The sequence below is a fragment of the Streptomyces sp. NPDC029169 genome (assembly GCF_055563935.1).
The window spans coordinates 266148-290688 of record NZ_JBVHXA010000003.1; the positions used below are offsets into that span (position 1 = coordinate 266148).

The 24541-nt window shown below is 70.3% G+C and carries 29 protein-coding genes and 1 pseudogene; 21 read left to right on the forward strand and 9 right to left on the reverse strand.

Annotated elements, in window-relative coordinates; translation table 11 throughout:
* Positions 1–61: 61 nt before the first annotated feature.
* Positions 62–1762, reverse strand: coding sequence for a chitinase (locus ACZ4VI_RS07935; RefSeq protein WP_467997664.1), 1701 nt, complete (start codon positions 1760–1762; stop codon positions 62–64).
* A gap of 362 nt (positions 1763–2124) precedes the next feature.
* Here ACZ4VI_RS07935 and ACZ4VI_RS07940 point away from each other — a divergent pair, with 362 nt between their 5' ends.
* The 14 genes from ACZ4VI_RS07940 to ACZ4VI_RS08005 all read left to right on the forward strand — a co-directional run bounded on the left by ACZ4VI_RS07940 (position 2125) and on the right by ACZ4VI_RS08005 (position 13074).
* Entirely contained in the window at positions 2125–3066 is a 942-nt protein-coding gene (locus tag ACZ4VI_RS07940; protein WP_467997666.1) for a hypothetical protein, read from the forward strand.
* 32 nt (positions 3067–3098) lie between these two features.
* The gene (gene cpaB / locus ACZ4VI_RS07945; protein WP_467997667.1) at positions 3099–3803 is read left to right on the forward strand and encodes a Flp pilus assembly protein CpaB; all 705 of its coding nucleotides are present in this window, start codon (positions 3099–3101) and stop codon (positions 3801–3803) included.
* Between the two features lie 8 nt (positions 3804–3811).
* Entirely contained in the window at positions 3812–5065 is a 1254-nt protein-coding gene (locus ACZ4VI_RS07950; RefSeq protein ID WP_467997669.1) for an AAA family ATPase, read from the forward strand.
* A gap of 3 nt (positions 5066–5068) precedes the next feature.
* A complete protein-coding gene (locus ACZ4VI_RS07955) occupies positions 5069–5446 on the forward strand; it encodes a TadE/TadG family type IV pilus assembly protein (RefSeq protein ID WP_467997671.1) in 378 nt (125 codons plus the stop codon).
* A complete protein-coding gene (locus ACZ4VI_RS07960; protein WP_467997673.1) occupies positions 5443–5811 on the forward strand; it encodes a TadE/TadG family type IV pilus assembly protein in 369 nt (122 codons plus the stop codon). Before ACZ4VI_RS07955 ends, ACZ4VI_RS07960 begins: the two co-directional genes overlap by 4 nt.
* On the forward strand, positions 5808–7148 hold the full coding sequence (locus ACZ4VI_RS07965) for a CpaF family protein (protein WP_467997675.1): 1341 nt from the start codon (positions 5808–5810) through the stop codon (positions 7146–7148). Before ACZ4VI_RS07960 ends, ACZ4VI_RS07965 begins: the two co-directional genes overlap by 4 nt.
* 12 nt (positions 7149–7160) lie before the next feature.
* Positions 7161–8102 (forward strand): type II secretion system F family protein, encoded by a 942-nt coding sequence (locus tag ACZ4VI_RS07970; protein ID WP_467997677.1) that lies wholly within the window; start codon positions 7161–7163, stop codon positions 8100–8102.
* Positions 8103–8113: 11 nt separating this feature from the next.
* Entirely contained in the window at positions 8114–9001 is an 888-nt protein-coding gene (locus ACZ4VI_RS07975; protein ID WP_467997678.1) for a DUF5936 domain-containing protein, read from the forward strand.
* A gap of 8 nt (positions 9002–9009) precedes the next feature.
* The gene (locus tag ACZ4VI_RS07980) at positions 9010–10179 is read left to right on the forward strand and encodes a sensor histidine kinase (protein ID WP_467997679.1); all 1170 of its coding nucleotides are present in this window, start codon (positions 9010–9012) and stop codon (positions 10177–10179) included.
* Positions 10176–10877, forward strand: coding sequence for a response regulator (locus tag ACZ4VI_RS07985; protein WP_467997680.1), 702 nt, complete (start codon positions 10176–10178; stop codon positions 10875–10877). Before ACZ4VI_RS07980 ends, ACZ4VI_RS07985 begins: the two co-directional genes overlap by 4 nt.
* Before the next feature lie 102 nt (positions 10878–10979).
* Positions 10980–11207, forward strand: a complete 228-nt coding sequence (locus ACZ4VI_RS07990; RefSeq protein WP_467997682.1) for a Flp family type IVb pilin — start codon at positions 10980–10982, stop codon at positions 11205–11207.
* Positions 11204–11854 carry a pilus assembly protein TadG-related protein gene (locus ACZ4VI_RS07995; protein WP_467997683.1) on the forward strand — a complete coding sequence of 217 codons (651 nt, stop codon included), beginning with the start codon at positions 11204–11206 and terminating at the stop codon, positions 11852–11854. Before ACZ4VI_RS07990 ends, ACZ4VI_RS07995 begins: the two co-directional genes overlap by 4 nt.
* Before the next feature lie 21 nt (positions 11855–11875).
* Positions 11876–12457 (forward strand): hypothetical protein, encoded by a 582-nt coding sequence (locus tag ACZ4VI_RS08000; RefSeq protein ID WP_467997685.1) that lies wholly within the window; start codon positions 11876–11878, stop codon positions 12455–12457.
* An 11-nt stretch (positions 12458–12468) separates the two neighbouring features.
* On the forward strand, positions 12469–13074 hold the full coding sequence (locus ACZ4VI_RS08005; protein WP_467997687.1) for an OmpA family protein: 606 nt from the start codon (positions 12469–12471) through the stop codon (positions 13072–13074).
* Positions 13075–13412: 338 nt separating this feature from the next.
* Here the strand turns inward: ACZ4VI_RS08005 and ACZ4VI_RS08010 are convergent, their stop codons facing one another.
* On the reverse strand, positions 13413–13880 hold the full coding sequence (locus ACZ4VI_RS08010) for an SRPBCC family protein (protein WP_467997689.1): 468 nt from the start codon (positions 13878–13880) through the stop codon (positions 13413–13415).
* 478 nt (positions 13881–14358) lie between these two features.
* Here ACZ4VI_RS08010 and ACZ4VI_RS08015 point away from each other — a divergent pair, with 478 nt between their 5' ends.
* Positions 14359–14751, forward strand: a complete 393-nt coding sequence (locus tag ACZ4VI_RS08015) for a nuclear transport factor 2 family protein (RefSeq protein ID WP_467997690.1) — start codon at positions 14359–14361, stop codon at positions 14749–14751.
* Positions 14752–14883: 132 nt separating this feature from the next.
* Here ACZ4VI_RS08015 and ACZ4VI_RS08020 read toward each other — a convergent pair whose 3' ends face one another.
* Both ACZ4VI_RS08020 and ACZ4VI_RS08025 read right to left on the reverse strand, forming a co-directional pair.
* Complete coding sequence (locus tag ACZ4VI_RS08020; protein WP_467997691.1) at positions 14884–15258, reverse strand: DNA-binding protein; 375 nt, start codon at positions 15256–15258, stop codon at positions 14884–14886.
* A 51-nt stretch (positions 15259–15309) separates the two neighbouring features.
* Complete coding sequence (locus tag ACZ4VI_RS08025; protein WP_467997693.1) at positions 15310–15564, reverse strand: hypothetical protein; 255 nt, start codon at positions 15562–15564, stop codon at positions 15310–15312.
* A gap of 216 nt (positions 15565–15780) precedes the next feature.
* Between ACZ4VI_RS08025 and ACZ4VI_RS08030 the strand changes: the two genes are divergently transcribed.
* From ACZ4VI_RS08030 to ACZ4VI_RS08040, 3 genes are all read left to right on the forward strand, one after another.
* Positions 15781–16140, forward strand: a complete 360-nt coding sequence (locus ACZ4VI_RS08030) for a hypothetical protein (RefSeq protein ID WP_467997695.1) — start codon at positions 15781–15783, stop codon at positions 16138–16140.
* 122 nt (positions 16141–16262) lie between these two features.
* Positions 16263–16634, forward strand: a complete 372-nt coding sequence (locus ACZ4VI_RS08035) for a hypothetical protein (protein ID WP_467997697.1) — start codon at positions 16263–16265, stop codon at positions 16632–16634.
* 163 nt (positions 16635–16797) lie between these two features.
* Entirely contained in the window at positions 16798–18105 is a 1308-nt protein-coding gene (locus ACZ4VI_RS08040; protein ID WP_467997699.1) for a M48 family metallopeptidase, read from the forward strand.
* A 69-nt stretch (positions 18106–18174) separates the two neighbouring features.
* Here ACZ4VI_RS08040 and ACZ4VI_RS08045 read toward each other — a convergent pair whose 3' ends face one another.
* The 3 genes from ACZ4VI_RS08045 to ACZ4VI_RS08055 all read right to left on the reverse strand — a co-directional run bounded on the left by ACZ4VI_RS08045 (position 18175) and on the right by ACZ4VI_RS08055 (position 20192).
* Positions 18175–18462 (reverse strand): hypothetical protein, encoded by a 288-nt coding sequence (locus tag ACZ4VI_RS08045; RefSeq protein WP_467997700.1) that lies wholly within the window; start codon positions 18460–18462, stop codon positions 18175–18177.
* 143 nt (positions 18463–18605) lie between these two features.
* Positions 18606–19097 carry a carboxymuconolactone decarboxylase family protein gene (locus ACZ4VI_RS08050; protein ID WP_467997701.1) on the reverse strand — a complete coding sequence of 164 codons (492 nt, stop codon included), beginning with the start codon at positions 19095–19097 and terminating at the stop codon, positions 18606–18608.
* A gap of 102 nt (positions 19098–19199) precedes the next feature.
* A complete protein-coding gene (locus ACZ4VI_RS08055) occupies positions 19200–20192 on the reverse strand; it encodes an endonuclease domain-containing protein (protein WP_467997703.1) in 993 nt (330 codons plus the stop codon).
* A gap of 112 nt (positions 20193–20304) precedes the next feature.
* Between ACZ4VI_RS08055 and ACZ4VI_RS08060 the strand changes: the two genes are divergently transcribed.
* Both ACZ4VI_RS08060 and ACZ4VI_RS08065 read left to right on the forward strand, forming a co-directional pair.
* Positions 20305–20670 carry a hypothetical protein gene (locus ACZ4VI_RS08060; protein ID WP_467997705.1) on the forward strand — a complete coding sequence of 122 codons (366 nt, stop codon included), beginning with the start codon at positions 20305–20307 and terminating at the stop codon, positions 20668–20670.
* Between the two features lie 150 nt (positions 20671–20820).
* Positions 20821–21897: pseudogene (locus tag ACZ4VI_RS08065) on the forward strand (hypothetical protein); the annotation flags it as partial.
* Here ACZ4VI_RS08065 and ACZ4VI_RS08070 read toward each other — a convergent pair.
* Positions 21869–22246, reverse strand: a complete 378-nt coding sequence (locus tag ACZ4VI_RS08070) for a DUF192 domain-containing protein (RefSeq protein WP_467997707.1) — start codon at positions 22244–22246, stop codon at positions 21869–21871. The pseudogene ACZ4VI_RS08065 and the gene ACZ4VI_RS08070 sit on opposite strands and share 29 nt — an antisense overlap.
* 40 nt (positions 22247–22286) lie before the next feature.
* Between ACZ4VI_RS08070 and ACZ4VI_RS08075 the strand changes: the two genes are divergently transcribed.
* A complete protein-coding gene (locus ACZ4VI_RS08075) occupies positions 22287–23060 on the forward strand; it encodes a prepilin peptidase (protein ID WP_467997709.1) in 774 nt (257 codons plus the stop codon).
* 187 nt (positions 23061–23247) lie between these two features.
* On the opposite strand, the gene ACZ4VI_RS08080 is transcribed toward ACZ4VI_RS08075, so the two are convergent.
* A complete protein-coding gene (locus ACZ4VI_RS08080) occupies positions 23248–24405 on the reverse strand; it encodes a winged helix DNA-binding domain-containing protein (protein WP_467997710.1) in 1158 nt (385 codons plus the stop codon).
* Positions 24406–24541 lie beyond the last annotated feature (136 nt).

Consider the following 24541-nt stretch of genomic DNA (forward strand, 5'->3'; position numbering starts at 1 on the left):
CGGACGTGGCGCAGCGCCGCCGGTTCCCCCGGCGGCGCTGCGTGTATCGCGGTTACCGGTGTTACGGGAGGTTGTGGACGTGCGGGCCGACCGCGTTGGACCAGGCGTTGCCGGCCGTCGCGTCCCAGTTGGTCGACCAGGTCATCGCACCGCGCAGGTTCGGCCAGGTCTGCGAGGGCTTGAAGGAGCCGCAGTTGGTGCCCCGGGCCAGGCAGTCGAGGGCGTTCTTCACGATCGACGGGTCGACATAGCCGCTGCCCGCGCCCCGGGTCGAGGCCGGCACGCCGAGCCCGACCTGGGAGGCGTCGAGGCCGCCCTGGAGCTGGATGCAGGCGAGCGCGGTGAGGAAGTCCACCGAGCCCTGGCTGTACACCTTGCCGTCGCAGCCCAGCATCGAACCGCTGTTGTAGTACTGCATGTTGACGACCGTCAGGATGTCCTTCACGGCCAGCGCGGTCTTGAAGTACTCGGTGCCCGTGTTCTGCATGTCGATGGTCTGCGGGGCCATCGTCAGGACCAGCGACGAACCGGCCTTGGCGGAGAGCTGGCGCAGCGCCTTCGTCAGGTACGTGGAGTTGATGCCGTGCTCCAGGTCGATGTCGACCCCGTTGAAGCCGTACTCCTGCATCAGCGCGTACGCGCTGTCGGCGAAGGCGGTCGCCGAGGCGTCACTGTTGATCGTGACGTTCCCCTTCTCGCCGCCGACCGAGATGATGACCGACTTGCCCGCTGCCTTCTTCGCGGCGATGTCGGCCTTGAAGTCGGCGACCGAGGCGTAGCCGACGGCCGGGTCGAGGTTGAAGACGATCTGGCCGGGCGTCGTGGTCGAGTCGGCGAAGGAGACGGCGATGATGTCGTACTGCGCCTGCACGTCCCGCAGCTTCTGGACGGTCGCCCCGTTGTTGAAGTTCTGCCAGTAGCCGGTCAGGGCGTGCTTGGGGACGGACGGGCCGGGGCCCGGGTTGGTGGCGCTCGTCCGGGCGGAGACGGCGGTGGACTTGGCGGACTCGCCCGCCGCGTTGGTCGCGGAGACCTGGAACTGGTACGTCGTGCCGGCGGCGAGGCCCGTCACGGTGGCCGAGGTGCCGGAGGCGGTCTGCGCGAGGGCGCCGTCGCGGTACACCTTGTAGCCGGTGGCGCCGGAGACCGCGTTCCAGCTCAGGGCGACGGATGACGAGGTGACCGTACCCGCGGCGAGGCCCGCCGGGGTCGACGGGACGACCGGGTCGGGGTCGGTGCCGCCGCCTCCGTCGGGACCGAAGACGGAGACGTCGTCGACGTGGATCGGGGACTGGCCGTACCACCCGTGGGTGTAGACGGTCACCGAGGTGGTGCTCGCGCCGGTGGTGAAGCTGGTGGTCAGCTGCTTCCAGGTGGCGCTGTCGGGGGTCCAGGTGGAGACGTCCGTGGTCCCGGTCCCGGTCGCGCCGAGGTAGGCGTACCCGCCCTGCACCCAGGCGCTCAGCGTGTACGTCGAGTTGGGCTTGACGGTGACGACCTGGCTGCAGCGGGCGTTGTCCTGGCCGGCGGGGGTCGCCTTGAGGGCGCCCGCCCCGGTCCGTACGGGCGAGGAGACGGCGGTGCCGCTGCCCGCGGTGCAGGTCCAGTTGGCGGTACCGGACTCGAAGCCCGCGTTCTTGGCCACGTTGACGTCCGCGGCCTGCGCGGTGCCTGCGCCGCCGACGAGCACGAGCCCGGAGCCGACGGCGAGCGCGAGGGCGCCGCCGATCCATCTGCGCGAGCGTGTGGTGGTGCGGTCCACTTGCTGCCTCCGGTGGGGGATTCGGGGGAGGGGAGGGGTCGGGAACGGTGGCCACCGCTGAGGGAACAAGCTGGTCCAGACCAATCGAGTTGTCAAGTCCTGTGGAGCGAAGGGGAGTTGGGGGCATGGGCCTCCGGACCCATGCGGGGCCTACGCGAGGACCCACGCGGGGACCTATGTCCGGGCCTAGGACCAGGCCCATCACAAGACCCATTCGGGCCCAGATTTCTCGTTGTGCTTGGCGGATTGTGTGTTCACCACCCCGCAGGTGGTGGATAAAGTGCAGGAGCATCGCGCTGTGCAGTAACGCAGTGAACGCAGTGAGTCATGGGGACATGGGACATGGGGACGGGGAGCCCGACGTGCCGACAGCGATCGCGGTCACCAGTGCCGACCTGGTGCTGCCACCGACCGACCAGCAGACACCCACCGCCGCCGTCCTGCCCGCACTCGAGACCCGGTCCCTCGCCTCCGCCGTGGCCGACCTCCAGCTCCTCCTGGACCGCTACGGCCATGTGGTCGTGGTCTGCCCGACCTCCCTGCCGACCGTCGCGGAACAGCGACTGCACGCCGTCCGCTCCCTCCTGGAGAGCGACCGGATCGCCCTGGTCAAGACCGACCTGCCGCCCCTCGGCACCGCCGTACTGGCCCGGCAGCTGCGCCAGCTCTCCGTCTGCGACTTCAGCCCCGGCGTCGTCGCCTCGGCGGCAAGGCTCCTCGCCCACTACATCTACGCGGGAGCCGTCCTCGGCTCCGTCGCCAAGCTCGACCGCGTCCCGGTCGGCCTCACGTCCCACCTCAAAGGCTGGCTGCCCGGCGCCCAGTTCGCCGTACTCGCCGGGCCCGTCCCGCAGCTCGTCCGCATCGGACCGGGCGCCGAACCGCCCGCGGGCCCCGAGTTCGCCACCCAGCTCCTCCTGGCCAGAGGGCAGTTGCAGACCGACTGGCCCACCGGCACCCTCGCCCCGCGCTGGCAGGTCCAAGCGGTGCAGGAGGCGCCGCTGCCCGCCGAGTCGCCCCGCTGGTGGGGAACGGGAAAGCTGGTGGAGTTCGCCGCGTACCTGCCGGACATCGCCGTCCTGCACCGACTGGTCTCCTCCGTACGGCGCGAGACCTGCCACTGGTGCCGGATGGAGCTCATCGGCGACCGCTGCGGCTTCTGCTCCGCCCCGCTGACCTCCGAGGTCCCGGCCGCCGGTACCCATGCCTCCGGGCCGCGCGCCATCACGGCGGCCGGCCGGCGGTCGGCACGGGCGCTCGGGCCGGCCAGTTCACCCCGCGCGCTCACGTCCCCCGTCCGCTGAGCCACACGTACCCCGAACGAGGTTGTCCGGCAATGAACTCCCGCCAGCGTCGTGGCGTCATCCTGCTCCTGCTGTCCGTCCTGTGCGCCCTCGGCGTCTTCGCCGGTGTCCTCTCGGTGATCGGCGACGTGAACTCCAAGGTCGGACCCGAGGTGACGGCGTACCAGGTCAAGGAGAAGGTAGCGCCCTACACCCCGCTGAGCGCGGAGCAGTTCGAGAAGATCACGATGCCGAAACGCTGGCTTTCGGACACCGCCGTCACCGATCTCGACCAGATCAAGGGCAAGATCGCCGTCACCACCCTCAAAGCCGGCTCCCTCCTCCAGTCCGACATGATCGTCCAGCGGCCCGCGCTCCAGCCCGGCCAGCAGGAGATCGCCATCATGATCGACGCCGCCACGGGCGTGGCCGGCAAGATCACCCCCGGCGCCACGGTCAACATCTACGCCACCTTCGCCGGCGAGAAGGGCGGCAAGGCCGCCCAGTCCAAGGTCATCGTCAGCAACGCCCGCGTCCTGGACGTCGGCAGGCTCACCCACATCCAGGACACCACCGACCGGAGCAGCCGTCCCACCGAGGCCGTCCCGATCACCTTCGCGCTCTCCACCCTCGACACCCAGCGCGTCGCGTACGCCGAGTCCTTCGCCGAGCACGTACGGCTCGCCCTCGTCGCACCCGGCGGCGAGCCCGCCCTCGGCCCCGGCGACCGCACCTACACGCTCGACAAGGACAAGTGAGGCCCGGTATGACCACCAGGATCCTGCCGGCCGTCGCCGACCCCGACGCGGCCCGGGCCGTCACCACCCTCCTCAGCCAGCTCCCCGACGCCGAACCCGCCCCGCCCGTCGCCGACTCCACCCAGCTCGTCGACACCCTCGCCCGGCTGGCCGCCGAGTCCCTCGACGAACTCCCCGAAGTCGTCCTGGTCCACGAGCGGATCGGCCCGGTCCCGGCCCTCGAACTGGTCCGCGAGGTCGCCCTCCGCTTCCCCGCCGTCGGCGTCGTCCTCATCACCGCGGACGCCAGCCCGGTGCTCTTCTCCGCCGCCATGGACTCCGGCGCCCGCGGCCTGGTCACCCTCCCACTCGGGTACGAGGAGCTGGCCAGCCGCGTCCAGGCCGCCGCCCAGTGGTCCGCCGGCGTCCGCCGCCACCTCGGCGGCGGCGCGGACGTCCTCTCCGGCCCCGGCGGCACCGTCGTCACCGTCAGCGGCGCCAAGGGCGGCGTCGGGACCACCGTCACCGCCGTCCAGCTCGCCCTCGCCTCCCGGGCCTCCGGCCGGAGCGTCGCCCTCGTCGACATGGACCTCCAGGGCGGCGACATCGCCTCGTACCTCGACGTCCAGTTCCGCCGCTCGGTCGCCGACCTCGCGGCCGTCGACGACATCTCACCCCGCGTCCTCCAGGACGCCGTGTACGTCCACGAGACGGGCATCGCCCTGCTCCTCGCCCCCGGCGAGGGCGAACGCGCCGAGGACGTCGCCGACCGCTCCGCCCGCCAGATCGTCAGCGCGCTGCGGACCCGCTACGACGTCGTGGTCGTCGACTGCGGCACGTACCTCAACGGCGCCAACGCGGCGGCCGTCGAGATGGCCGACACGGCACTCCTCGTCACCACGCCCGACGTGGTCGCGGTGCGGGCGGCGAAGCGGATCGTACGGATGTGGGACCGGCTCCAGATCCGCAAGGCGGAGGAGACGACGGTCCTGGTGAACCGGTACGCGCGCGCCACCGAGATCCAGCCCGCGCTCATCCAGAAGATCACCGGGACCCGGATGGCGGGCGTGGTCGTGCCCGCCAACTTCAAGGAACTGCAAGGCGTTGTCGACGCGGGCCGCATGCACGAGCTCGACGCCAAGTCGAGCGTGAAGCAGGCCCTGTGGTCGCTGGCCGGGGAGCTGGGGCTTATCGGTGTTCCGGGGCAGGGGGCCGCGGGGGTGGCGGCGGGCGGGTCGGGGAAGCAGCTCGCGCGGCTGACGCGCGGCAAGGGCGGGCGCTGAGCCATGCCGGCTTCCGGGCGTACGCGGAGGGACGACAGGGGGCAGGTGGCCGTCGAGTTCCTCGGCATGGTGCCGCTCATCCTGATCACGCTCGTCCTGCTCTGGCAGTGCGTCCTGGTTGGCTACACCTTCACACTGGCCGCCAACGCGGCGGACGAGGCGGCACGGGCGGCGGCGGTGGGCGGCGACTGCGCGGAGGCCGGGAGGCGGCACGTGGGCGGGGCGTGGGAGGCCGACGTGCGCTGCGGCCCGGACGGGACCGACATGGTGCGGGCGACGGTGGTGCTCCAGGTTCCCGTCCTCTTCCCGGGGGCGATCAGCTTCCCCTTCAAGGTGACCGGTGAGGCCGGATCCGTACGGGAAGAGAGGAACGGGTCATGAAGCGACGCGACCGGGGCCAGGTCGCCGTCGAGTACCTCGGCTTCCTGCCCATCCTCCTCTTCGTCGCCCTCGCGGGCATCCAGCTCGGCATCGCCGCGTACGCCGCCCAGCAGGCGGGCACGGGAGCGCGCGCCGCCGCCCGGGCCGCCTCGCACGACGACACGACCCTCGGCCCGGAAGCGGCGGGCACGGCGGCGATGAGCGACTGGATCGCCGAACGCGCGCGGGTCTCCGTCAACGAGGGGGGCGACGAGGCTGTGGCGACCGTCACCGTACAGATCCCGTCCGTCGTCCCCTTCTGGGACTTCGGTCAGGTGGAGAAGAGCGCCACCCTGCCCCTGCCCGAGGAGGACGAGCAACCATGAGTCTGCGGGCCCGTATCAGCACCCCCGAGGAGAACGGCGCGGGAGCCAGGGAGGACGGCCACCTCGTCGCCTCCTTCCGCGCCAAGCTCCTGGAGGAGATCGACCTCACCGAGATGTCGGCCCTCGCCGCCGCCGAGCGGCGGGCCAGGCTCGAACGCGTCCTCGGCCACATCATCAGCCGCGAGGGCCCTGTCCTCTCCACGGTCGAACGGGCCCAGCTGATCCGTCGTGTCGTGGACGAGGCGCTCGGCCTCGGTGTCCTCGAACCGCTCCTCGAAGACGCGTCCATCACCGAGATCATGGTCAACGGCCCCGACCAGATCTACATCGAGCGGGCGGGACGCGTAGAACTGCTCCCCCTCCGCTTCGCCTCCCACGAGCAGCTGATGCAGACCATCGAGCGGATCGTCTCCACCGTCAACCGGCGCGTGGACGAGTCGAATCCGATGGTCGACGCCCGGCTGCCGTCCGGCGAGCGCGTCAACGTGATCATCCCGCCGCTCTCCCTGACCGGGGCGACCCTGACGATCCGCCGCTTCCCCCGCGCGTACACCCTGCGGGAGATGATCGGCCTCGGCTCGCTCGACGAGCAGATGCTCTTCTTGCTCGCCGGACTCGTCCAGGCCAAGTTCAACCTGATCGTCTCCGGCGCCACCGGCACCGGAAAGACCACCCTCCTCAACGCGCTCTCCGGACTGATCCCGGACGGCGAACGGGTCATCACCATCGAGGACTCCGCCGAACTCCAGCTCCAGCAGTCCCACGTCATCCGCCTGGAGAGCCGCCCCCCGAACATCGAGGGCCGCGGCCAGGTCACCATCCGCGACCTCGTCCGCAACTCCCTGCGCATGCGCCCCGACCGCATCATCGTCGGCGAGGTCCGCGGCGGCGAGACCCTCGACATGCTCCAGGCCATGTCCACCGGCCACGACGGCTCGCTCGCCACCGTCCACGCCAACTCGGCCGAGGACGCCCTGATGCGGCTCCAGACCCTGGCGTCGATGTCCGAGGTCAAAGTCCCCTTCGAGGCGCTGAGGGACCAGATCAACAGCGCCGTCGACGTCCTCGTCCAGCTCACCCGGCATGCCGACGGCACTCGCCGTATCACCGAGATCGCCGTCCTCGCGTCGAACGGCCGCGAACGCTTTACCCTCGCCACCGTCTGCGCCTTCCGCGCCCAGCCGATCGCGGCCGACGGACGGGTCTACGGCGTGTACGAGTACCACCCGCTGCCCCGCCTGGTCGCCGACCGGCTGTACCTGGCGGGCCAGCCGATACCGCAGGCCTTCGGGGTCGCCGCGTCCGAGGACCAGCTCGCCACCCGAGAAGCAAAGTAGGGGGGATCGTCCGTGAACGACCTGACGTGGCTGGTGACCGGCGCCGCACTGCTCGCCTGCGTCCTCGGCGTGCTCGGCGTCCACACCTACGCGCGCGGGTCCGCCCAGCGCGCGGAGCTGGTCGCCCGGCTCACGCAGAGCGGCGAGCCGGAGGGCGCGGGGCGCCGCAGACGACGCTTCCGCTCCCTCGACCGGCGGGTACGGCGTACGGCGTTCGGCCGGAAACTGGAGCTGCGGATCTCCGCCACCGGACTCGACGTGACACCCGGCGAGTTCGTCGTCGCCATGACGGTGACCGTGGCCGTGCTGTGGATCGCGGGTCAGGCCGCGCTCTCCCCGTTCTTCGGCCCGATCTGCGGCTTCCTCGGCGTGTGGGTGGCGATCGGCTTCCTCAACTGGCAGCGGCAGAAGCGGATCGAGAAGTTCATCAACCAGCTGCCCGAGCTGTCGAGGATCCTCGCCAACGCCACCCAGGCCGGACTGGCCCTGCGGATGGCGCTGAGCATGGCCGCCGACGAACTGGAGGCACCGGCCGGCGACGAACTGGAGAAGGTCGCCCAGCAGCTCGCCGTCGGCACGTCCATCGACGACGCGCTGGGCGAACTGGCCGAGCGACTCCCCTCCCGCGAGCTGGTCGTCCTCGTCACCACCCTCGTCCTCGCCAACAAGGCGGGCGGCACGGTCGTCTCCTCGCTGCGCAACCTCACGGAGACGCTGGAGGAGCGGAAGGAGACACGCAGGGAGGTCCGTACGCAGCTATCGCAGGTGAGCATGACGGCGTACGCGGTCCCGGTCATCGGGGTCGGCTCCCTGCTCCTCATCGACAACATGCAGCCGGGGGCGCTGGACCGGATGACGGGTTCGGGCCTGGGCCAGTTCGCGGTCGTGAGCGCGGTGGTGCTGTACGTGGTCGGCTTCGCGGTGATCCGCCGCTTCTCGAAGATCGACGTGTGAGGTGGATGGGCATGGATCTGCTCCTCGCGCTGGCCGCCGGCCTGTCGGTAGCCGGAATCCTCTACGGCGTCCGCCTCTACCGGGCCGACGCCAAACTCCCCGACGACCTGCGACTCGCCCTGGAGGTCGGCTCCACGCGCACGGGTGCCGTGGACTCGGTGGTGGACCGCCTGGGCATGCGGTACTCCCCCCTTGTGCTGCGCCTGATGGGCCCCAAGCGCGTCAACGCCGTCCGCCGCAGGATCGACCTGGCGGGCAACCCCGGCGGGCTGACCATCGACCGGTACGGAGCGAGGCGCGCGGTCTACGGCTTCCTGGGCGGCCTGGGCGGCCTGGTCATGCTCTCCAACGGAGACGTCCTGGTGGCCCTCCTTCTCTTCGCCTTCGGCGCGTTCTGGACCGAGGTCGGCATCTGGTCGGCGATCCGCATCCGCAAGGACCAGATCGAGCGGACGCTGCCGGACTTCCTCGACGTGCTCGCGGTGGTGGTGTCGGCCGGACTCGGCTTCCGGCAGGCGCTCGACCGGGTGGCGGAGAAGTACGAGGGCCCGTGGTCGGACGAACTCCGCATCACCCTGCGGCAGATGGACATGGGCGTGAGCAGGCGGCAGGCCTTCGACGAACTGCGCCGGCGGAACGACAGCGAGCAGGTCGCCCAGTTCGTCACGGCGCTCCAGCAGGGCGAGGAGCTGGGCGCGCCGATCGTGGAGACGCTGATCCAGATCGCCAACGACATGCGGCGGACGGACGCGCAGAACGCGCGCAGGAAGGCGGCGAAGGCGGTCCCCAAGGCGACGATGGTGATCACGACGCTGATGGTCCCGGCGACGATGATCCTGCTGGGCGCGGGGCTGTTCCTGGGCACGGGCACGAACTTCGGCTCGATCACGGGAGAGTGAGGGCGCCCGTGTCCGTCTCTGTGTCGCTCGAGGTGAACGCCCTCCAGGCGCTGTGCCGGCAGATCTTCGGCTTCCGGCTGGCGATGATCGCCCTGGCGAGCCCGAGCGCACTGCTCGGGGCTGCTTCCGGCCTCGCGGTGTGGCTGGTCGGCGCGGCCGTGCTCGTCACCTTCATGGGCTCGTACGTGATGTTCCGGGACTGGGAACGGTTCGGCCCCCTGCTGCTCCGCCACCCGGCGCTGCTCGGGGCGGACACCCTCTTCGGCTCGCTGCTCCTGATCACGGCGGGCCCGGACAGCACCCTGGGGTACGTCAGCGTCTGCACCCCGCTGCTCGCGGGCCTCGCCTACGGCTGGCGGGGCGCGGCCTTCTTCGCGTGCCTCCAGTCGCTGATCCTGCTGGCGGTCTACGCAGCGGGCGTGGGCGGGGCGACCTTGCTCCCCGGCCTGTGCGTGATCACGGGAGCGCTCGGGGTCACGATGCGCAAGCTCCTGCTGCGCTTCGGCGCGGCGACGCAGGCCCTCGCGGCGGCCCGAGCGGCGGCCCGTGCGGCGGCGGTGGAACGGGCGCGCCTCGCCCGCGACATGCACGACACGGTGGCGAAGACCCTGCACGGCCTGGCACTGGCGGCGGACGCCCTGGCGGTCGTGCCGGACCCGAGAGAGCAGGCGCGGGTGGTGGCGCGCTCGGCGCGGAGGGCGGCGGCGGAGTCGCGGGAGCTGCTGGCGGACCTACGAAGCCATGCGTACTCCGGCTCGGAGGTCGACCTGCCCTCAGAACTCAGCGACCGTGTAAGGGACTTCGGGCGGCGATCGGGCATCGAGGCGCGGTACGTGGGTGAACCATCCGTCCCGCCAGTGCCGTATGCGGTGGCTCGACAATTGTTGACGATCGCCTCGGAGGCGCTGGAGAACGCGGGTCGGCACGCGCGGCCGACGCGCGTGGACGTCTCGGCGGGCGTCGTCGCGGGCCTCCTGCGCATCAGCGTCTGCGACGACGGCCGGGGCCTGCCGCCGGGCACGACCCTGGACGGCCTGCGCAGGACGGGCCACTTCGGCCTGGTCGGGATGGTGGAGCGGGCGGCCGGGGTGGGCGCGCGGATCAGGATCGGACGGGGCAGCGTGGCGCGGGGCACGGAGGTTCGCCTCGAACTCCCGCTGGAGGGGGTTCCGCGATGACGCTCACGGTGGTCGTCGCGGACGACAACCCGGTGGTCCGCGCGGGCCTGCGCGCCCTGCTCGACGCGGCCGGCACAGGCCTCCGGGTCGTCGCGGAGGCCCCCGACGGCCGCACGGCGATGGACGAGACACGCCGCCACCGCCCGGACGTGGTCCTCCTCGACGTCCGCATGCCGATCGTCGACGGCCTGACAGCCCTCCCGCACCTGGTCCGGGTGGCCCCGGTGCTGATGCTGACGTACAGCGGGGAGACCGAGGTGGTCCAGGAGGCGCTACGCCTCGGCGCGGGCGGCTACCTGGTCCACGGCGAGTTCACGGCGGAGGAGTTGGTGACGGCGGTCCGCGATGTGGGGGCGGGCCGGGCGCGGTTCACACCGACGGCGGCGAACGCGTTGCTGGGGTTGGTGCGGGGTGCGACTGCACACGACGATGTAAGACCAATCGTCTCGACTTCATTGCGATTTGGCGGAATGTCTTCGCAGGTGCAACCAGATGTGGCACGGTTTGGACTGAGCGTGAGGGAGGGGGAGGTGATGGACTTGATCGCGTCGGGCCTGAGCAATCGCCAGATCGCCGACACGTGCTTCATCAGCGAGAAGACGGTCAAGAACCACATCAACCGCATCTTCGCCAAGCTCCACGCCACCTCGCGCAGCGAGGCGATAGCAGCCTGGCTGGGCACGAGGGCGGCGTCGTGACCGGAGAGACGAGGTGGGCCCGGGTTTGGGCCTACGGGCCCTGTGGGGAGGAGGGCACAGGGGCGTACGGTGCGCGTGCCTACACATCCGGAGGGGACCACCATGAGCGACGTGCTGCTGAAGGCCGTGACGAGGGCGAAGGTCCACTTCGGCGGCTGGGTGCGCGCGAGGGCGAACGACCGGGGGCAGACGGCGGTCGAGTACCTGGGGATCATCGTGGTGGTGGTGGCGATCGTGGTGGCGATCACCGGCACGGATATCGGCCAGTCGATCAAGAACGCCATCAGCACCAAGATCGCCAGTCTTACCGGCGGTGGCGGAGGCGAGTGACCGATCGCCGAACCGGCGATGCGGGGCAGGCCTTCCCCATCTACATCACGGTAGTGGCGGGGTTGCTCTTCCTCTCGTTCGTGTACTTCGCCGTAGGGCAGGCTGCCGCGACCCGCAATGGAGCGCAGACGGCCGCAGACGCCGCTGCTTTGGCGGCGGCACAGGACGCTCGGGACCAGCTCCGGGACGGCTGGTTGGGAGTCATCCTCGACCCCGCGCAGTGGGGCGAGTTCCTCTCGGGTGCGGACTACGACAAGTACGCCGCCTGTCAGCGCGCGGCTTCCTTCGCAGCCAAGAACGACGCGGAACTCTGGGGTGAGGGATGCAACCCCCTTTCCTCCGGCGAGCAGGGATTCCGCGTGGAGGTGCGCACGCTGAACTCTGTCGGCGAATCCGTCATCCCGGGCACGGAGAACCAGCACGCAACGGCGACAGCCACGGCCGTGATCGAGCCGCTGTGCACCTTCGAGGCTCCCGAGCCGACCGAGGAACCGGCACCTGACCCCGTGCCGGATCCGCGCCCCACGCCGACGGAACCCGCCCCAATCCTGGGCCTGTCATGCGACGGTGATCCCTGGGAGATCGATCCGGAGCGACCGCAGTTGCCCAGCGCCGCTGATCTCTTCACCGTTCGACTGGCCGACTGACAAGCAGAGGAATCCCGACTCATGAGTGTTCGCTACGCGACGAAGACCCGCAGGGGGATGGTCGCTGTCGTCCTTGCGGCTGGTCTGACCCTCGGTGCCGCCGCCTGCGGCAGTGACGACGAGCCTCCGCAGAAGGGCACCTCAGCGAGTTCTCAGCCCCCCAAGACCCCGGAAGGCAACAAGGGCGCACAGACTGAGGAACCCACCGAGGTCCTGGCCGTACTCAAGGGACAGCAGGGGCTCGAGTTCAGCGTCGAGTCGGCGAAGCGCGACGTTGGAGGGTTCCTGACCGTCAGCGGCAAGCTGACCAATACCTCCGATGGGCCTCAGATCATTCCGGCACAACTGGCGGGCGGCGAGACCGAGATCGTCAAACACGGGAGTTCGCTCGGCGGTGCGACTCTTGTGGACTCCGTCGGCAAGAAGCGCTACTACGTCCTGCGGGACACGGACGGCCGACCGCTGACGACGACCGGCCTGACGGACCTCGGAGCGGGTCGTTCGACGAACGTGTTCATGCAGTTCCCCGCGCCTCCGGCCAACGCCTCCGAGGTCACGCTCCAGCTGCCCACCTTCCGGCCCGGCACCATCAAACTCTCCTGACGGACGCCGCCATGACTCCCCACCGCCTCGCCGCCCTCGCCGCCGCCACCCTCCTCCTCTACGCCGGCGGAGCCGGCCCCGTCCTCGCCGACGATCCCCCCAACTCCACATCCGCCGCCTCCCCGCCCCCCGAGATCGACGCCAACTCGCCCGAGCTCATGCTTCCCGACGGGGCCACCCTCGCCGCGCCGAAGATCCTCGACATCAAGCAGGTCGTCGAGGAGGAGGGCGGGGAGCAGCGGCGGGAGGACACCAATGTCGACGTGACCTTCGCGCTTCAGGCCGAGGTCCTCTTCTCCAAGGACAGCGCCAAGCTCAGCCCCGCCGCCACCTCCCGTATCGCCGCCATCGCGATCGAGATCAACAAGCAGAACTCCAGCCGGGTCCGCGTCTTCGGGTTCACCGACAACCTCGGGACCTACGAGCACGGGCTCAAGCTGTCCAAGCAGCGCGCCGACGCCGTGCAGCAGGAGTTGGCCAGGACGCTCGCCCCGGGGAAGACCTTCGACATCCGCGGCTACAGCGAGGACTACCCGATCGCCGACAACGCCACGGAGGAAGGCCGCACCAAGAACCGCCGCGTCGAGATCTCCTTCCCCCGCACCACGACCGGGTAGGTCTCCGCACGATCCTGCTTCAGTGACACTCAGTGTTTTCGACAGGGTGAACGGGTGCCACTTGGGCAATGGGAACGAGAGCCACGTTGCTCCATCGGTGAAGGGGATGGGCACGACACAAGCCCGTGATCGGCAACAAGAAGGGGAGCCACCCCTATCGGGTGACATCCGGCCATGCCGGGATGGGGCGGGAGTGTCCGCTGTAGCGATGTCGCGGTTCAGCAGGACCCGGCTCCGTTATGGAGGGTCAGTATCGGTGAGTCCAAGAGGGGCCATGGGATGATCTTGAAGTCCCGGTTCTGCTGTGATGACGTTCGCGCCTCGACCGCGTGGGAGGCTTATGACGATCCGGGGGCGTTGGCTTCAGCTAGGCGCTTGATGTCGTGCAACATCCTGGCGGTCTCGCGCTGCGTCAGTCGCTTCGCGAAGGCCGCCTCGAGCAGCCTTCCTAGGGGTCTGAACCGCGGCGTCATCTCAAACTCAAGAGCTTGTGTAACTCGGGTGGAACCTGCGTCCACCTCATCGAAGGTCCAGGTCGCCTCAGCTGCCATCGAACTCTCTTTGCTCACGTGCACCAGCTTGCGCATTGGATTGAACGTCGTGATCGTCCAGTTGCTCTCCGACTTCATGAAACCTGGCCCGCTGCGCTCCCGGTACACCGTCCCCTCACCGATCTCGCCCTCGCCAACTAGCGTGACCTCGTTGACGAAGGTCCCGAATTCCGTGTGTCGGCGCGGGTCGGCGAGCAGGTCCCACACGACTTCTCGAGGAGCAGCAACCTCGACGGAGCCCTCAACGCGCGGCATCCGTTTCCTCCTTCGCGTGTTCATCGACGGCGATGGCGTCGATGGAGCTAACCAGGCAGGCGGTAGGGTCGATATGCAGGTGCTGGCAGCACAGTCGGTCCTGCAAATTGATGACGCAGCACAGCGTGACCGGCTAAACAGCCCAAAGCCACTATTACGCCATCAACGGCATGTCACACACCGTCAGAGAGGTTGGCTCCCAACCTCATTGCCGACGCGGTGGCTCTCAATCTCACCGCCCCACGCGGTGACTCCCGTTCTCGGGTTCTGGCTCGCTATTCCGTGGAGGGCTGACGGCGCGTGATGTCAGTGCTCTGTCGTTTCGTAGGCGGACTCCGTCTTTGCCCAACAGTGGGCTGCCCTGGCCGCTGTCTGCTGTGGTCGCATCCGATCAGGTGGCATCGCCGACCGGGTCGGTGTGCCCATCAAGCGGCTCACGGGCTTGGGCCTACGTTGACAGCCGGTAAGGGAGGAAGCGATGACTGATCACCCGCACATCGGTGTGTTCCGGCGCGCCATGGAGGCCTTCTCAGCAGGCGACATGAAGGCGCTGGCGGAGGTCTTCCACCCCGACGTCGTCTGGCACAGCGGGGGTCACGGGCCGCTGTCGGGGGACTTTCACGGCCGAGAGGCCACATTCGAGATGTTCGCTCGTGACTTCGAGCTGTCAGGTGGCACGTACCGCCCTCAGCTCCACGATGTCCTCGCCAACGATGCCCATACAGTCGCCCTGCTCCATGCCACTGCGTCGCGCGAGGGCAAGCAGCTCGACATGGACTACGCGATCGTCTTCCACATCAGCGACGGCAGGATCGTCGAAGGTTGGGAGCTCTGGGCTGACCAAGCAACGTGCGACGAGTTCTGGTCGTAGAGAATGTAAGAGGCTGCGGTGGCCTCCACGATGACGCGCGCCCGCCGCCACCACAGCAGCACCGATGCGGCGTCGTTGATGTACGCCCGGGATGGCACTACGCGCACGGACGGGCCGGTGCATCACGGTCGGTCATGTCGACGTCCGAGGTGAGGATGATCCGCGGCCGGGCGAGTTGCTCAACGCGGTAGCCGCGACGACGGCGGCAATGGCGTACTTGTGTCCGTGCAGGTTCGCGTTGCGGAGCAGGTCGATGGAGCTCCAGGTGACTGGCTCGGTGACCGGCAGCACTTCGAGCCGTGACACGTACCAACGGAATCGGGGCATCTGGATCCGAGCGTGCCACGCCTCGATCAGGGTCAGATTGCTCACCGCGACCAGGAGGTCCTTTTCCTGTGCGGCCTTGATGAAAGCGGTCACCAGGGGGTCGGCGTTCACGGCTTTGGAGAGGCCCTCGCTGTCGAGCAGCAGGATTCCGTGGCTCAACTGTCCGGGCGGTCGCGCCATTTCTCGTCCCCCCGATTGACGTCCTCGCTGTTCTCCATGGCGGCGAGACTTTCAGCGGTGAGGATTGCCTCGGCGGCGCGGTCTCGCATCGCCTGGGGGGATCTCGCCGGTTTCCTGCTCGCTCGCTCGGATGAGCTCATCCAGAAGATCACGCTGTATCTGCCGCTCGACGGCCGCGCTCACGTACGCCGAGAAGCCCCGCGCTCCCACGCGGGCCTTCACGGCCGCGATCCGCCCGGCCGGCATCGAGAGGCTGACCTTCTGTGCGGGGCCTTCGTCCGGCCCGTACTCCAGGGGACTGTCCATGAGCCCAGAGTGGCAAAGCTGGTAGCAAATGCGCGTGCGACTTTTGTGCTCTCTACAGCAGGGACCGGCGCTTCGGCGTAGTTGACCGTTTGCCCGGCCCGTAACTGCTGGCCACGAAGCTGGCCAGGTGCGGAAACTGCGTAGCTGCCGAGTTCGCGGTGCCGGTATCGTCCGGTCTCCCGCCCCGCCGTACCGGCGGCCTACGTTCAGAGAGCGATGCACATGACCAGCCGGCAAGCAACGACGACCTTGTGGCGCCCGACCGGCCCCAAGGAGCTGGATCTGGTCCGGGAGCTGAACTGGCGTGCGTGGCCGCCCCGGCTGCCCGAGCAGCCGATCTTCTACCCGGTCCTCAACGAGGACTACGCGATCAGGATCGCGCGGGGCTGGAACGTGAAGCACAGCGGCGCGGGCTTCGTCACCCGATTCGAGGTCGAGTCGGAGTTCTTGAGCCGGTATCCCATCCAGCAGGCAGGCGGGCAGACGATCCTCGAGCTCTGGGTTCCGGCCGAGGAACTGGACGACTTCAACGCCCACATTGTCGGCGAGATCCAGGTGGTCCACGAGTTCCGCTGAGGCGGGGAGGGCCTGCTGACGGGGCACGCAACGCCATGCGCGACATCGCCCGGATGCACGGAGCACTTCCTCGCCTTCGTCGGCATAGCTGCAGCCCTCATCTGCCACCGCCGCCTCAACAGGTGAACAGCACCCTTCACAGGGAACGCTGCACGATGATGAATCGGGTGAACAGAGCTCATGCGCCCGAAGCTGTCGTGGCCCACTTGTGGCAGCAACACATGCGCGCGCCGTTCCCCGCCGGACTACGCGGTGCGGAGCGGGCAGGCATCGACCTGGTACTACTCGACGCCGGCATCGCCGGCTGCGTGTCCAGCTGGCAGAACAACGACGGTTCTCTCGATGTAGAGCGCCGCAGGATCCTGCGCACCCGCATCGCAGACCTGGAGCAGATCCTGCCGTTGCTCAGCGCAACAGAGGACCCCCCTTACTGGCAGCGCCTGCATCAGCTGGCTCAACTCGTATCCGAAGCAGGTCCGCGACCCACCAAATGAAACGACGTCCAGGAAGAACATCGTGGGCGCATGCCTGCCGGCTGCTCGCGGGATTTCGGCTCTGTGATCGACAGCCGGGAACAACGCGGCCGGCCCGCGTCCACGAGCCGGATATCCTCCGTGCCGTAGGTCCTGGGGAGGGGCCGCAGTGTGGGGAGGAAACATGGATGCCAGCGGTGACGTGCGGTCGAGGACCGCATTGGCCTCCAGAGCGTGCCCCGAGTGCTCGGCCTTGCTGCCTGCGGACGCCAACTACGTGCAGTGGTGTGCCTCCTGCGACTGGAACGTGGATCCGGGGGCTCCTGATCCGGAGCCCGGACGGATCGCGGCGGCGCGGCGTCGGCTCGCGCATCGGTACGGGCAGGAGCTGGCCAGGGAGATGGAGGGGGCCGCGGTCGCACGGCCTGGGCGTGACGCCGCCGCTGTTCTCGCGCTGACGCTCTCGATGTTCGTCCATGGGCTCACCGTCTTCCTCGCCGTCGCCGGAGTCATGCTGGTTGCGCTCGGGTGGGATTCCGGTGCCCTGCCTGTCGTGGGGGCGCTGCTCCTCGCGGTCGCGGCGGTGCTGCGACCGCGGTTCGGGCGCCTGCCCAAGGACGCGTTGGTGATGCACCGCGCCGACGCGCCGAAGCTGTTCGCATTGATCGACGAGGTCGGCGCTGTGGCTGGAACGACCGGGGTGGACACCGTGGTCGTCGATGCCAAGGCCAACGCGGCGGTCACAACGTACGGCCTGCGCAGCCGACGTGTGCTGTACCTGGGGCTTGGGCTCTGGGAAATGCTCGATCCGCAGGAACGCGTGGCTCTGCTGGGTCACGAGCTCGGGCACTTCGCCCACGGCGACATCCGCCACGGAACAGTCACCAGCGGTGCACTGCGCTCGCTGCACCTGTGGCTCTACTTCCTGGCACCCTCCGAGCCAGAGGGGCTGATGGACCGATTCGTGAATGCCATGACCTTCCTGCCCCGATGCCTGGTTCTGGGAGCGGTGACCGTACTGGACCTCCTGACGTTGCGCGCCTCGCAGCGGGCCGAGTACCTGGCCGATGTGAGTGCGGCCCGGGCAGGGTCCACCGAGGCCGCCGTCGCTCTGATGGACCGGCTGCTGCTGTGCAGGTCGGCCGAAGCGGAGCTGCAACGGGAGGCGGTGGCCGCTCAGATGCGAGGCGGAGCGGCCGGCCGGGAAGCCAGGGCGCTCGCCGAGCAGGTCCTGTGGGGGCTGATGGCCGAGCGAATCAGGGCGGTACCAGCGCACGAATACGAGCGGTTGCGGAGGGTTTCCGCCCGCCGTGGCCACAGCGTGGACGACACTCATCCGCCGACACATCTGCGGCGGCGGTGCGCGGCCGCGGGCGGGCCCCACCCAGCGGGGGTGGTCTGCGACGACAAGCGCCTTGCGGCGATAGCCGACGAACTGGCGCCCGCCCGGAGCGCGCTGGCACGGACCGTCATCCGCGACTACGCCGGCTGAGGTGCCGTCCCGCCGCGCCGCGAGGGCGAAGTCCGGGACTGCCACCGTCCGCCCTCGAGTCGAACAGGGTCAGCCGAGACCACGATGAGCGGCCCACAATGCCCCGGCACGGCCGGCAGCGTCGGCGACCAGGGCCGCCAGTTCGGGTTTGTCGGGGACAGGGAACGAGACGTATGCGCCCCGACCACCACCGACTGGTCGGCCATAGGCCTTTGCGGCGAGGCGACCGTCCGGGAGCAGCCGGACGTTGAGTGTGGTCAGCGTGAACGCTTCGCCGCGTCGAGTGTCCGTCCAGCGGAGCGCCTGCGGGATCGTGACATTGATCGCCAGAGCACTCACTTCCAGGTCACTGCTCATGGACGGATGATCTCACGCGAGTCGCCGCAGGCGGCCGCCACGGACTTATGCAGCGGGCAGTTGATCACGACTCGATACGCGCCCCAGCGCCACGGGCCGAGCGCCGGGGCCGTGGACAGCCGATGACGGACGGGGTCAGGTAGTCAGTCCCACTGCTGGTCCGCGAGGGAGGTGACCGGCTGCGGCTTGCCGATGACGGCCAGGGCGATGAAGAAGTTGATCTGGCCGATCGCGACCGTGAGCGTGGCCAGCGCCTTCTCGTCGTAGTGCTTCGCCACCTCCGCGTACAGCTCGTCGGTAACGCGCTCCCTGCCGTGCGGGGCCGGCTGGAGGGTGGCCTCCACCAGGGAGAGCGCGGCGCGCTCGGCGTCGGTGAAGTACGGGGCGTCCTGCCAGGAGGAGACCGCGGTGATGCGCTCCTCGGACTCCCCGGCCTTCCGCAGGAAGCTCGTGTTCAGGATCGTCAGGTACGTGTTGTGGACGATCTGCCCGGCCCGCAGGTGGATGAGGTTCATCGTCGTACGCGGCACCGACTGGTTGCCCGTGGCCCGGAACAGGGCGGCGCTGACGTCCGCCAGCTCGGGGACGAACTCGCCGGGGTTGGACATCCGCGAGATGGGCGTCTTGTTCGTCATGGCTGTTCTCCTTCGTTCAGGCCTTGTCGCCGTCTTCACAGCACTGACGGAGGGGCGCACGGAGATGTGACCGGTTCCGGGAAGTTTTTTCGGCGGATCCCGTCAGGCCCCGGCCGCCAAGTGCCCCAGCACCGCCCGGATCGTCGCGATCACCGCCTCCGGGCGGTGGAAGACGTCCCGTGCTGTGAAGCGCAGGACGCGGCGGACCTCCGGGCAGTCGGCGAGGTCGTTGTAGCGGCGGATGTCGCGGTCGTGGGCCTGGCGGGTGCCGTGGAAGGCGTACCCCTCGATCTCGACGGCCAGGCCCGCCGTACGGAAGAGGAAGTCCGGGCGCAGGGTGCGGCCGGAGCGGGAACCGAGGAGCGGCTTGGACTCCGGGTGCAGGCCGGCGTCGCGCATGTGGAGGCGTGCGACCGTCTCCGCCGGGGAGCCGCACGCCGGGTCCGCGAGCTTCAGCCAGCGGCGGGCGAGAGTGGCGCCGGGGCGGGGTGCGGACAGTTCGGCCGCCAGCTCCGCGCGGTGGACGAGCGGCTCGCGGCGGACGCCCCGGACCGTGCGCCGTGACAGCGCCGAATCCGCGACCACGACGGCCGCCTCGCGCGTACGGCAACTCCGTATCAGGTCGCCGACCGTCCGCGCCGGACCCGTCGTCCTGAGGCCCCCGCGCGTGACGCAGTCGCCGTCGGCCAGGAACTCCGTGGAGTGGACGCGCACGCCCTCGGCGGTACGGGAGGAGTGAGGGCGTCGGACGGTGAACTCGAGCAAGTCCCTTGCGTCACCACCTGTGCCCCGGGGGTCCCCCGCCCCCACCCCCTCCCCCCTGCCCCCGAGTACCTCGATCCGGTGCAGTGCCGCCGCCGTGCCGTGGCTGCACACCAGCTCCGGGCGCATCAGCTGGTGGGCCCGGGCGCGGACGCGCCAGTCCACGTCCTTGCCGGGGGCCGCCCACGCACCCCGGCAGATCCGCTGCCACCCCTCCGCGCGCAACCGTCTTCCGACCCGGCCGCCCGGCGGCCACCCCGCTTCGTACGCCCACACCGTCAGGAGCACCCCGCCCCGGGCGACCCTCACCAACTCCTCCGTCTCTCCCGCCATGCCCCAACGATCCCCGGACGGGGGAAGGTTCGCATCCCCTGTGGATAACTTGCGCTGTCATGCCGCATCCTGGTGCGAACGGGCGCCGGGCCCGCACCGAAGTGGACTGCCGATGCCGACGACATCCCCCAGCGTGCGACTGGTCAGCGACCTCGTGACGCACATCCCGGAGTTCCGGGACGCGTACGAGGCCCACGTCTTCAGCCAGGGCGGTGTGCTGCCGCACGTGTTCTTCTGGGACGTTGTCCAGAACACCGTGCGCTCCTTCCTCGGGGAGGACCCGGCGGCGGCCGACTGGCGCCGCACGCTCCAGTTCCTGGAGGAGCAGAGCGCGCGCGGGGTCCTGGGCATCGACGAGGTCATCGTCACCTCGTTCCTCAACGACCTGCCGTATCCGCACGAGCCCGGACACGCCATCGTCCAGGAGCTCGGCCCGGTCATGGCGGCGAGGTTCGGCCGCATACGCCCCGGGGGCTGAGCCTCGCCCCCGCGCCTCGGACCCTCTCCTCCCCGCGGGGTGAGCCTCGGCCCCCGCCTCGGGCCCCCTCCGCCCCGGTGGCTGAGCCTCGGCCCCCGCGCCTCGGACCCCCTCCGCCCGCCGGACATAATCGAGCACATGTCCCACGCTCCACCCCGGTCCTCCCTCGCCCTCGCCCTCGGTGGCTACGCCGCCACCCGCGTCATCGGCCTCGCGATCCTCTTCCTCGCCGCCGCCGCGACCGGCAAGGACGGACTGCACCGGCTGACGGGCCGCTGGGACTCCGTCTGGTACGTCCGTATCGCCGAGCACGGTTACGGCTACGTGGTCACCCTCCCCAACGGCAGCGTCCACTCCGACCTCGCCTTCTTCCCGCTCTTCCCCCTCCTGGAACGAGCTCTCCCCCTCGACGCGGCCACCGCCGGACTCCTCGTCTCCTGGGCCGCCTCACTCGCCGCCGCCTGGGGCGTCTACGCCGTCGGCGCGCACGTCGCCGGCCGGCCTGCCGGTGTCGTGCTCGCCGTCCTCTGGGGCGTGTACCCGACCGCGTTCGTGCAGTCGATGGCGTACACCGAGACGCTCTTCACCGCCCTCGCCGCCTGGTCGATCCTGGCCGTGCTGCGCGACCGCTGGATCCTGGCCGGCGCGCTCTGCGCGCTCGCCGGGCTCACCCGGCCGACGGCCGCCGCCCTGATCGCCGCCCTCGGGATCACGGCTCTCGTCACCGTCGTACGCGAACGGAAGCTGCCCGCGCGCATGGTGGCCGGTGTCCTCCTCGCGCCGCTGGGCTGGCTCGCGTACATCGTCTACGTCGGCGTCCGCGAGTCCAGCCCCACCGCCTACTTCGACGTCCAGGCCGCCTGGGGCAACTCCATCGACGGCGGTGTCGCCCTCGCCCGCTTCATCTGGGGCCTGCCGCCGCTCGCCGCGCTCGGCCTGTGCGCCGCGCTCGCCCTGCTCGCCTGGCTGGTCGTCCTGTGCGTACGGCAGAAGCAGCCGCTGCCGCTGCTCGTGTACACGATCGGGGTCGTCGTCGTCTCGCTCATCGGCGCCGCGTACTTCGGTTCCCGGCCGCGCCTGATGATGCCCGCGTTCGGGCTCCTGCTGCCGGCCGCCGTGGCGCTCGTACGGCTCCGCATACGCAACCGGGTCCTGGTCCTGACCGGGCTCGCCCTCGCCTCGGGGGCCTACGGCGCCTTCACGCTCCTCGGCTCGGGACCACCGTGACCCGCACGCCCTTCCGCAGCCCCCAGCCCGCCATCGCCCCGCCCTCCGCCTCCAGGACGTGCCGGCCCCGGAGGCGCACCAGGCCGAGCCGCCCCGGCCTCATGGTCACGACGTCCAGGACCCTGAGGTTCCGGTCCAGATAGGCGACGTCGATCGTGAAGCGCATACCGAAGGTATGGATGCTGTTCGTCGGGGTGATGAGCAGCGCGCCCTCGACGCCGTCCCGGCCGAGGAGCCCGCGCCGCCGCGCCCGGTAGGAGGCCGCGATCCCGAGCGGGATCGGATCGTCCCCGTCCTCCCCGACGAGCAGGCTGCCGGTGCCGTCGCGCCACTTCCCCGGTCTCCCCATGGGGGAGACGGTAGCGGTGCGGCTGGGTAGGGTGCGGCGGGTGTTCGCCACGCTGATCACCGTCGCCGCGCTGTGGGGCGCCGCCGCCGGGCTGCTCGTGCCGCGCGCCGCGTACCGGCTCTCCGTCGAACCGGAGGAGCCGTGGCGCAACACCTGTGAGGCGGGCCACGCCCTGTCCGGCCCGGCGCGCGGCTGGCTCTCCACCCCGGGCTGCGGTTCTTGCGCGACCGCCTCCGCTGAACGCCACCTCACCCCGCAAGCGCAAGCGCAAGCCCACGCCCTCGCCCCGCCCCTCCTCACCGCCCTCGCCTGTGCCGCCCTCGCCGCCGCCACCGGCCCCCGCCCCGAGCTGGCCGTCTGGCTGCTGTACGCGCCCTTCGCCGTGCTCCTGGCCACCGTCGACGTCCGCGTCCACCGGCTGCCCGACCAGCTCACGCTCCCGCTCGCCGCCGTCACCCCGCTGCTCCTGCTCGGCGCCGAACTCCTGCCGTACGACGCCGGCTCCTGGCTCCACGCGCTGCTCGGCGGACTCGCCCTGGGCGGCGGCTACTTCGTGCTGTTCCTGATCCACCCGGGCGGCATGGGGTTCGGCGACGTCAAGCTCGCGCTCTCCCTCGGCGCGGCCCTCGGCTGGTACGGCTGGGGCGTCCTCTTCGCCGGTACGTTCGCCGGCTTCCTCCTCGGCTCGCTGTACGGGCTCGGTCTCGTCCTCGCCCGGCGCGGGAGCCGGAAGTCCGCGATCCCCTTCGGGCCCTTCATGATCGCCGGCGCCCTGCTCGGGCTGCTCCTCGGCGCGCTCTCCGCCTCCCCCTGAGGGCGGCGAGGCGGCTACGAGGTGGTGGCGACCCGGGAGGGCGTGACGTTGCTCCGTGCGAGGCGCTCGGGGTGAACGGCCCGGAAGCGGCACCGCGCTCGTGGGTTGTGCCCACCCTCCCCCAGACTTCGTCCGGGGGGACCCCCATCGCCCCTGCGGAACGTATGCCCACAACGGGCGGCTCCGGTCACGCGTGCGGGCCCACCGTCACCTCGCCCACGACCAGCTCGGGCCGGCCCTCCAGGATCTCCGCCACCCGTTCGGCCTGCGCCTCCACCTTCCGCAGCCGCGTCGCGCTCAGCCGCTCCAGCGGCTCGACCGTCACCGTGATCCGATTCCCGGACCGCCGCTGGTGCCACACCCCGGCAACGACCCCGTCGATCAGGAGCACCGGATAGTTGCCGGCCTGGCCGCCCGCCAGGGCCCGTTCGTAGGCCCCGCCGGGAAAGAGCCGTTCGCGTGGCTGGGAGGCAATGGTGAAGGCGTCGAAGTACGGCAGCAGGCGCACCCCGCGCGCCGGCCGCTCGTCGGGGAAGTCGGTGTCCCCGGCGATGACCCAGGCCGGCGCGCCGTCGAAGGAGACCTCCTCGATCCGGCCGGCCGCCGCCAGCGAGGCGAAGAGCCCGGTCGCCCAGCCGGGCGGCACCGCGAGCCACTTCGCGAAGTGCCGCGGGGCCGCCGGTCCGTAGGCGTACAGATAGCGCTGCACGAGGTCGCCGAGCGCCGCCGTCCCCTCCGCCGGTTCCACTCCCGGGTTGGTGTAGGTGACCTTCCGGCCCCGGTCCCGGCCGAAGCACAGCACTCCGCGGTGCGCCGCCACGTGGGTGATCTGCCGCCAGCGGGGCCACTTGTCCTGGAAGGCGTCCATCACTCGGTCACCCGCCCAGGGGCCGGTGCGCGCCACGATCGCGTCGGTCAGCTCGTCCACGGTGAGCTCCGTGTCCGTCAGGGCGTCCGCGATGGCCGCGAGGACCTCGTCCGTCTGTGCCGCCGTCATCCGTACCTCCGACGGCATCGGATTCGTCCCGGTGGGGATCGCCGACAGGGCACCGGTCCACATCGGCAGGTCGGCGGCAGGCAGCAGATGGACCGTGCCGCGCGGGCCGTGCGTCTTGATCAGCGTGCGGTCCTCCCAGAGCGCCGCCCGTACGTCCACCCGCGTCGCCTCGGCCGTACGCAGCGCGAGGGACAGCTCGGCGGCCGACAGGACCTGGGCGTGCGCCCCGAGCATCGCGCCGGCGACCGCCGCCGGCGTGGCGTCCGTCGGCTCGTCCAGAAACTGCCGGTGGAGCCTCCGGGCGTCGGCCCGCGCCCAGGTGACCTGTGGTGGGGTGGAGGTCGTCATGCCCCGACGGTAGGGGCCGAACAGGTCAGGGCCTGTCCGCCTTGGCCGAGGAGTCGGGCCGAGTGGCGGAGTCGGAAGCCCGGCAGGACGCCGACGCCGCCTGACCAGCGTCGTACGACCGCCCGACCAGCGTCGT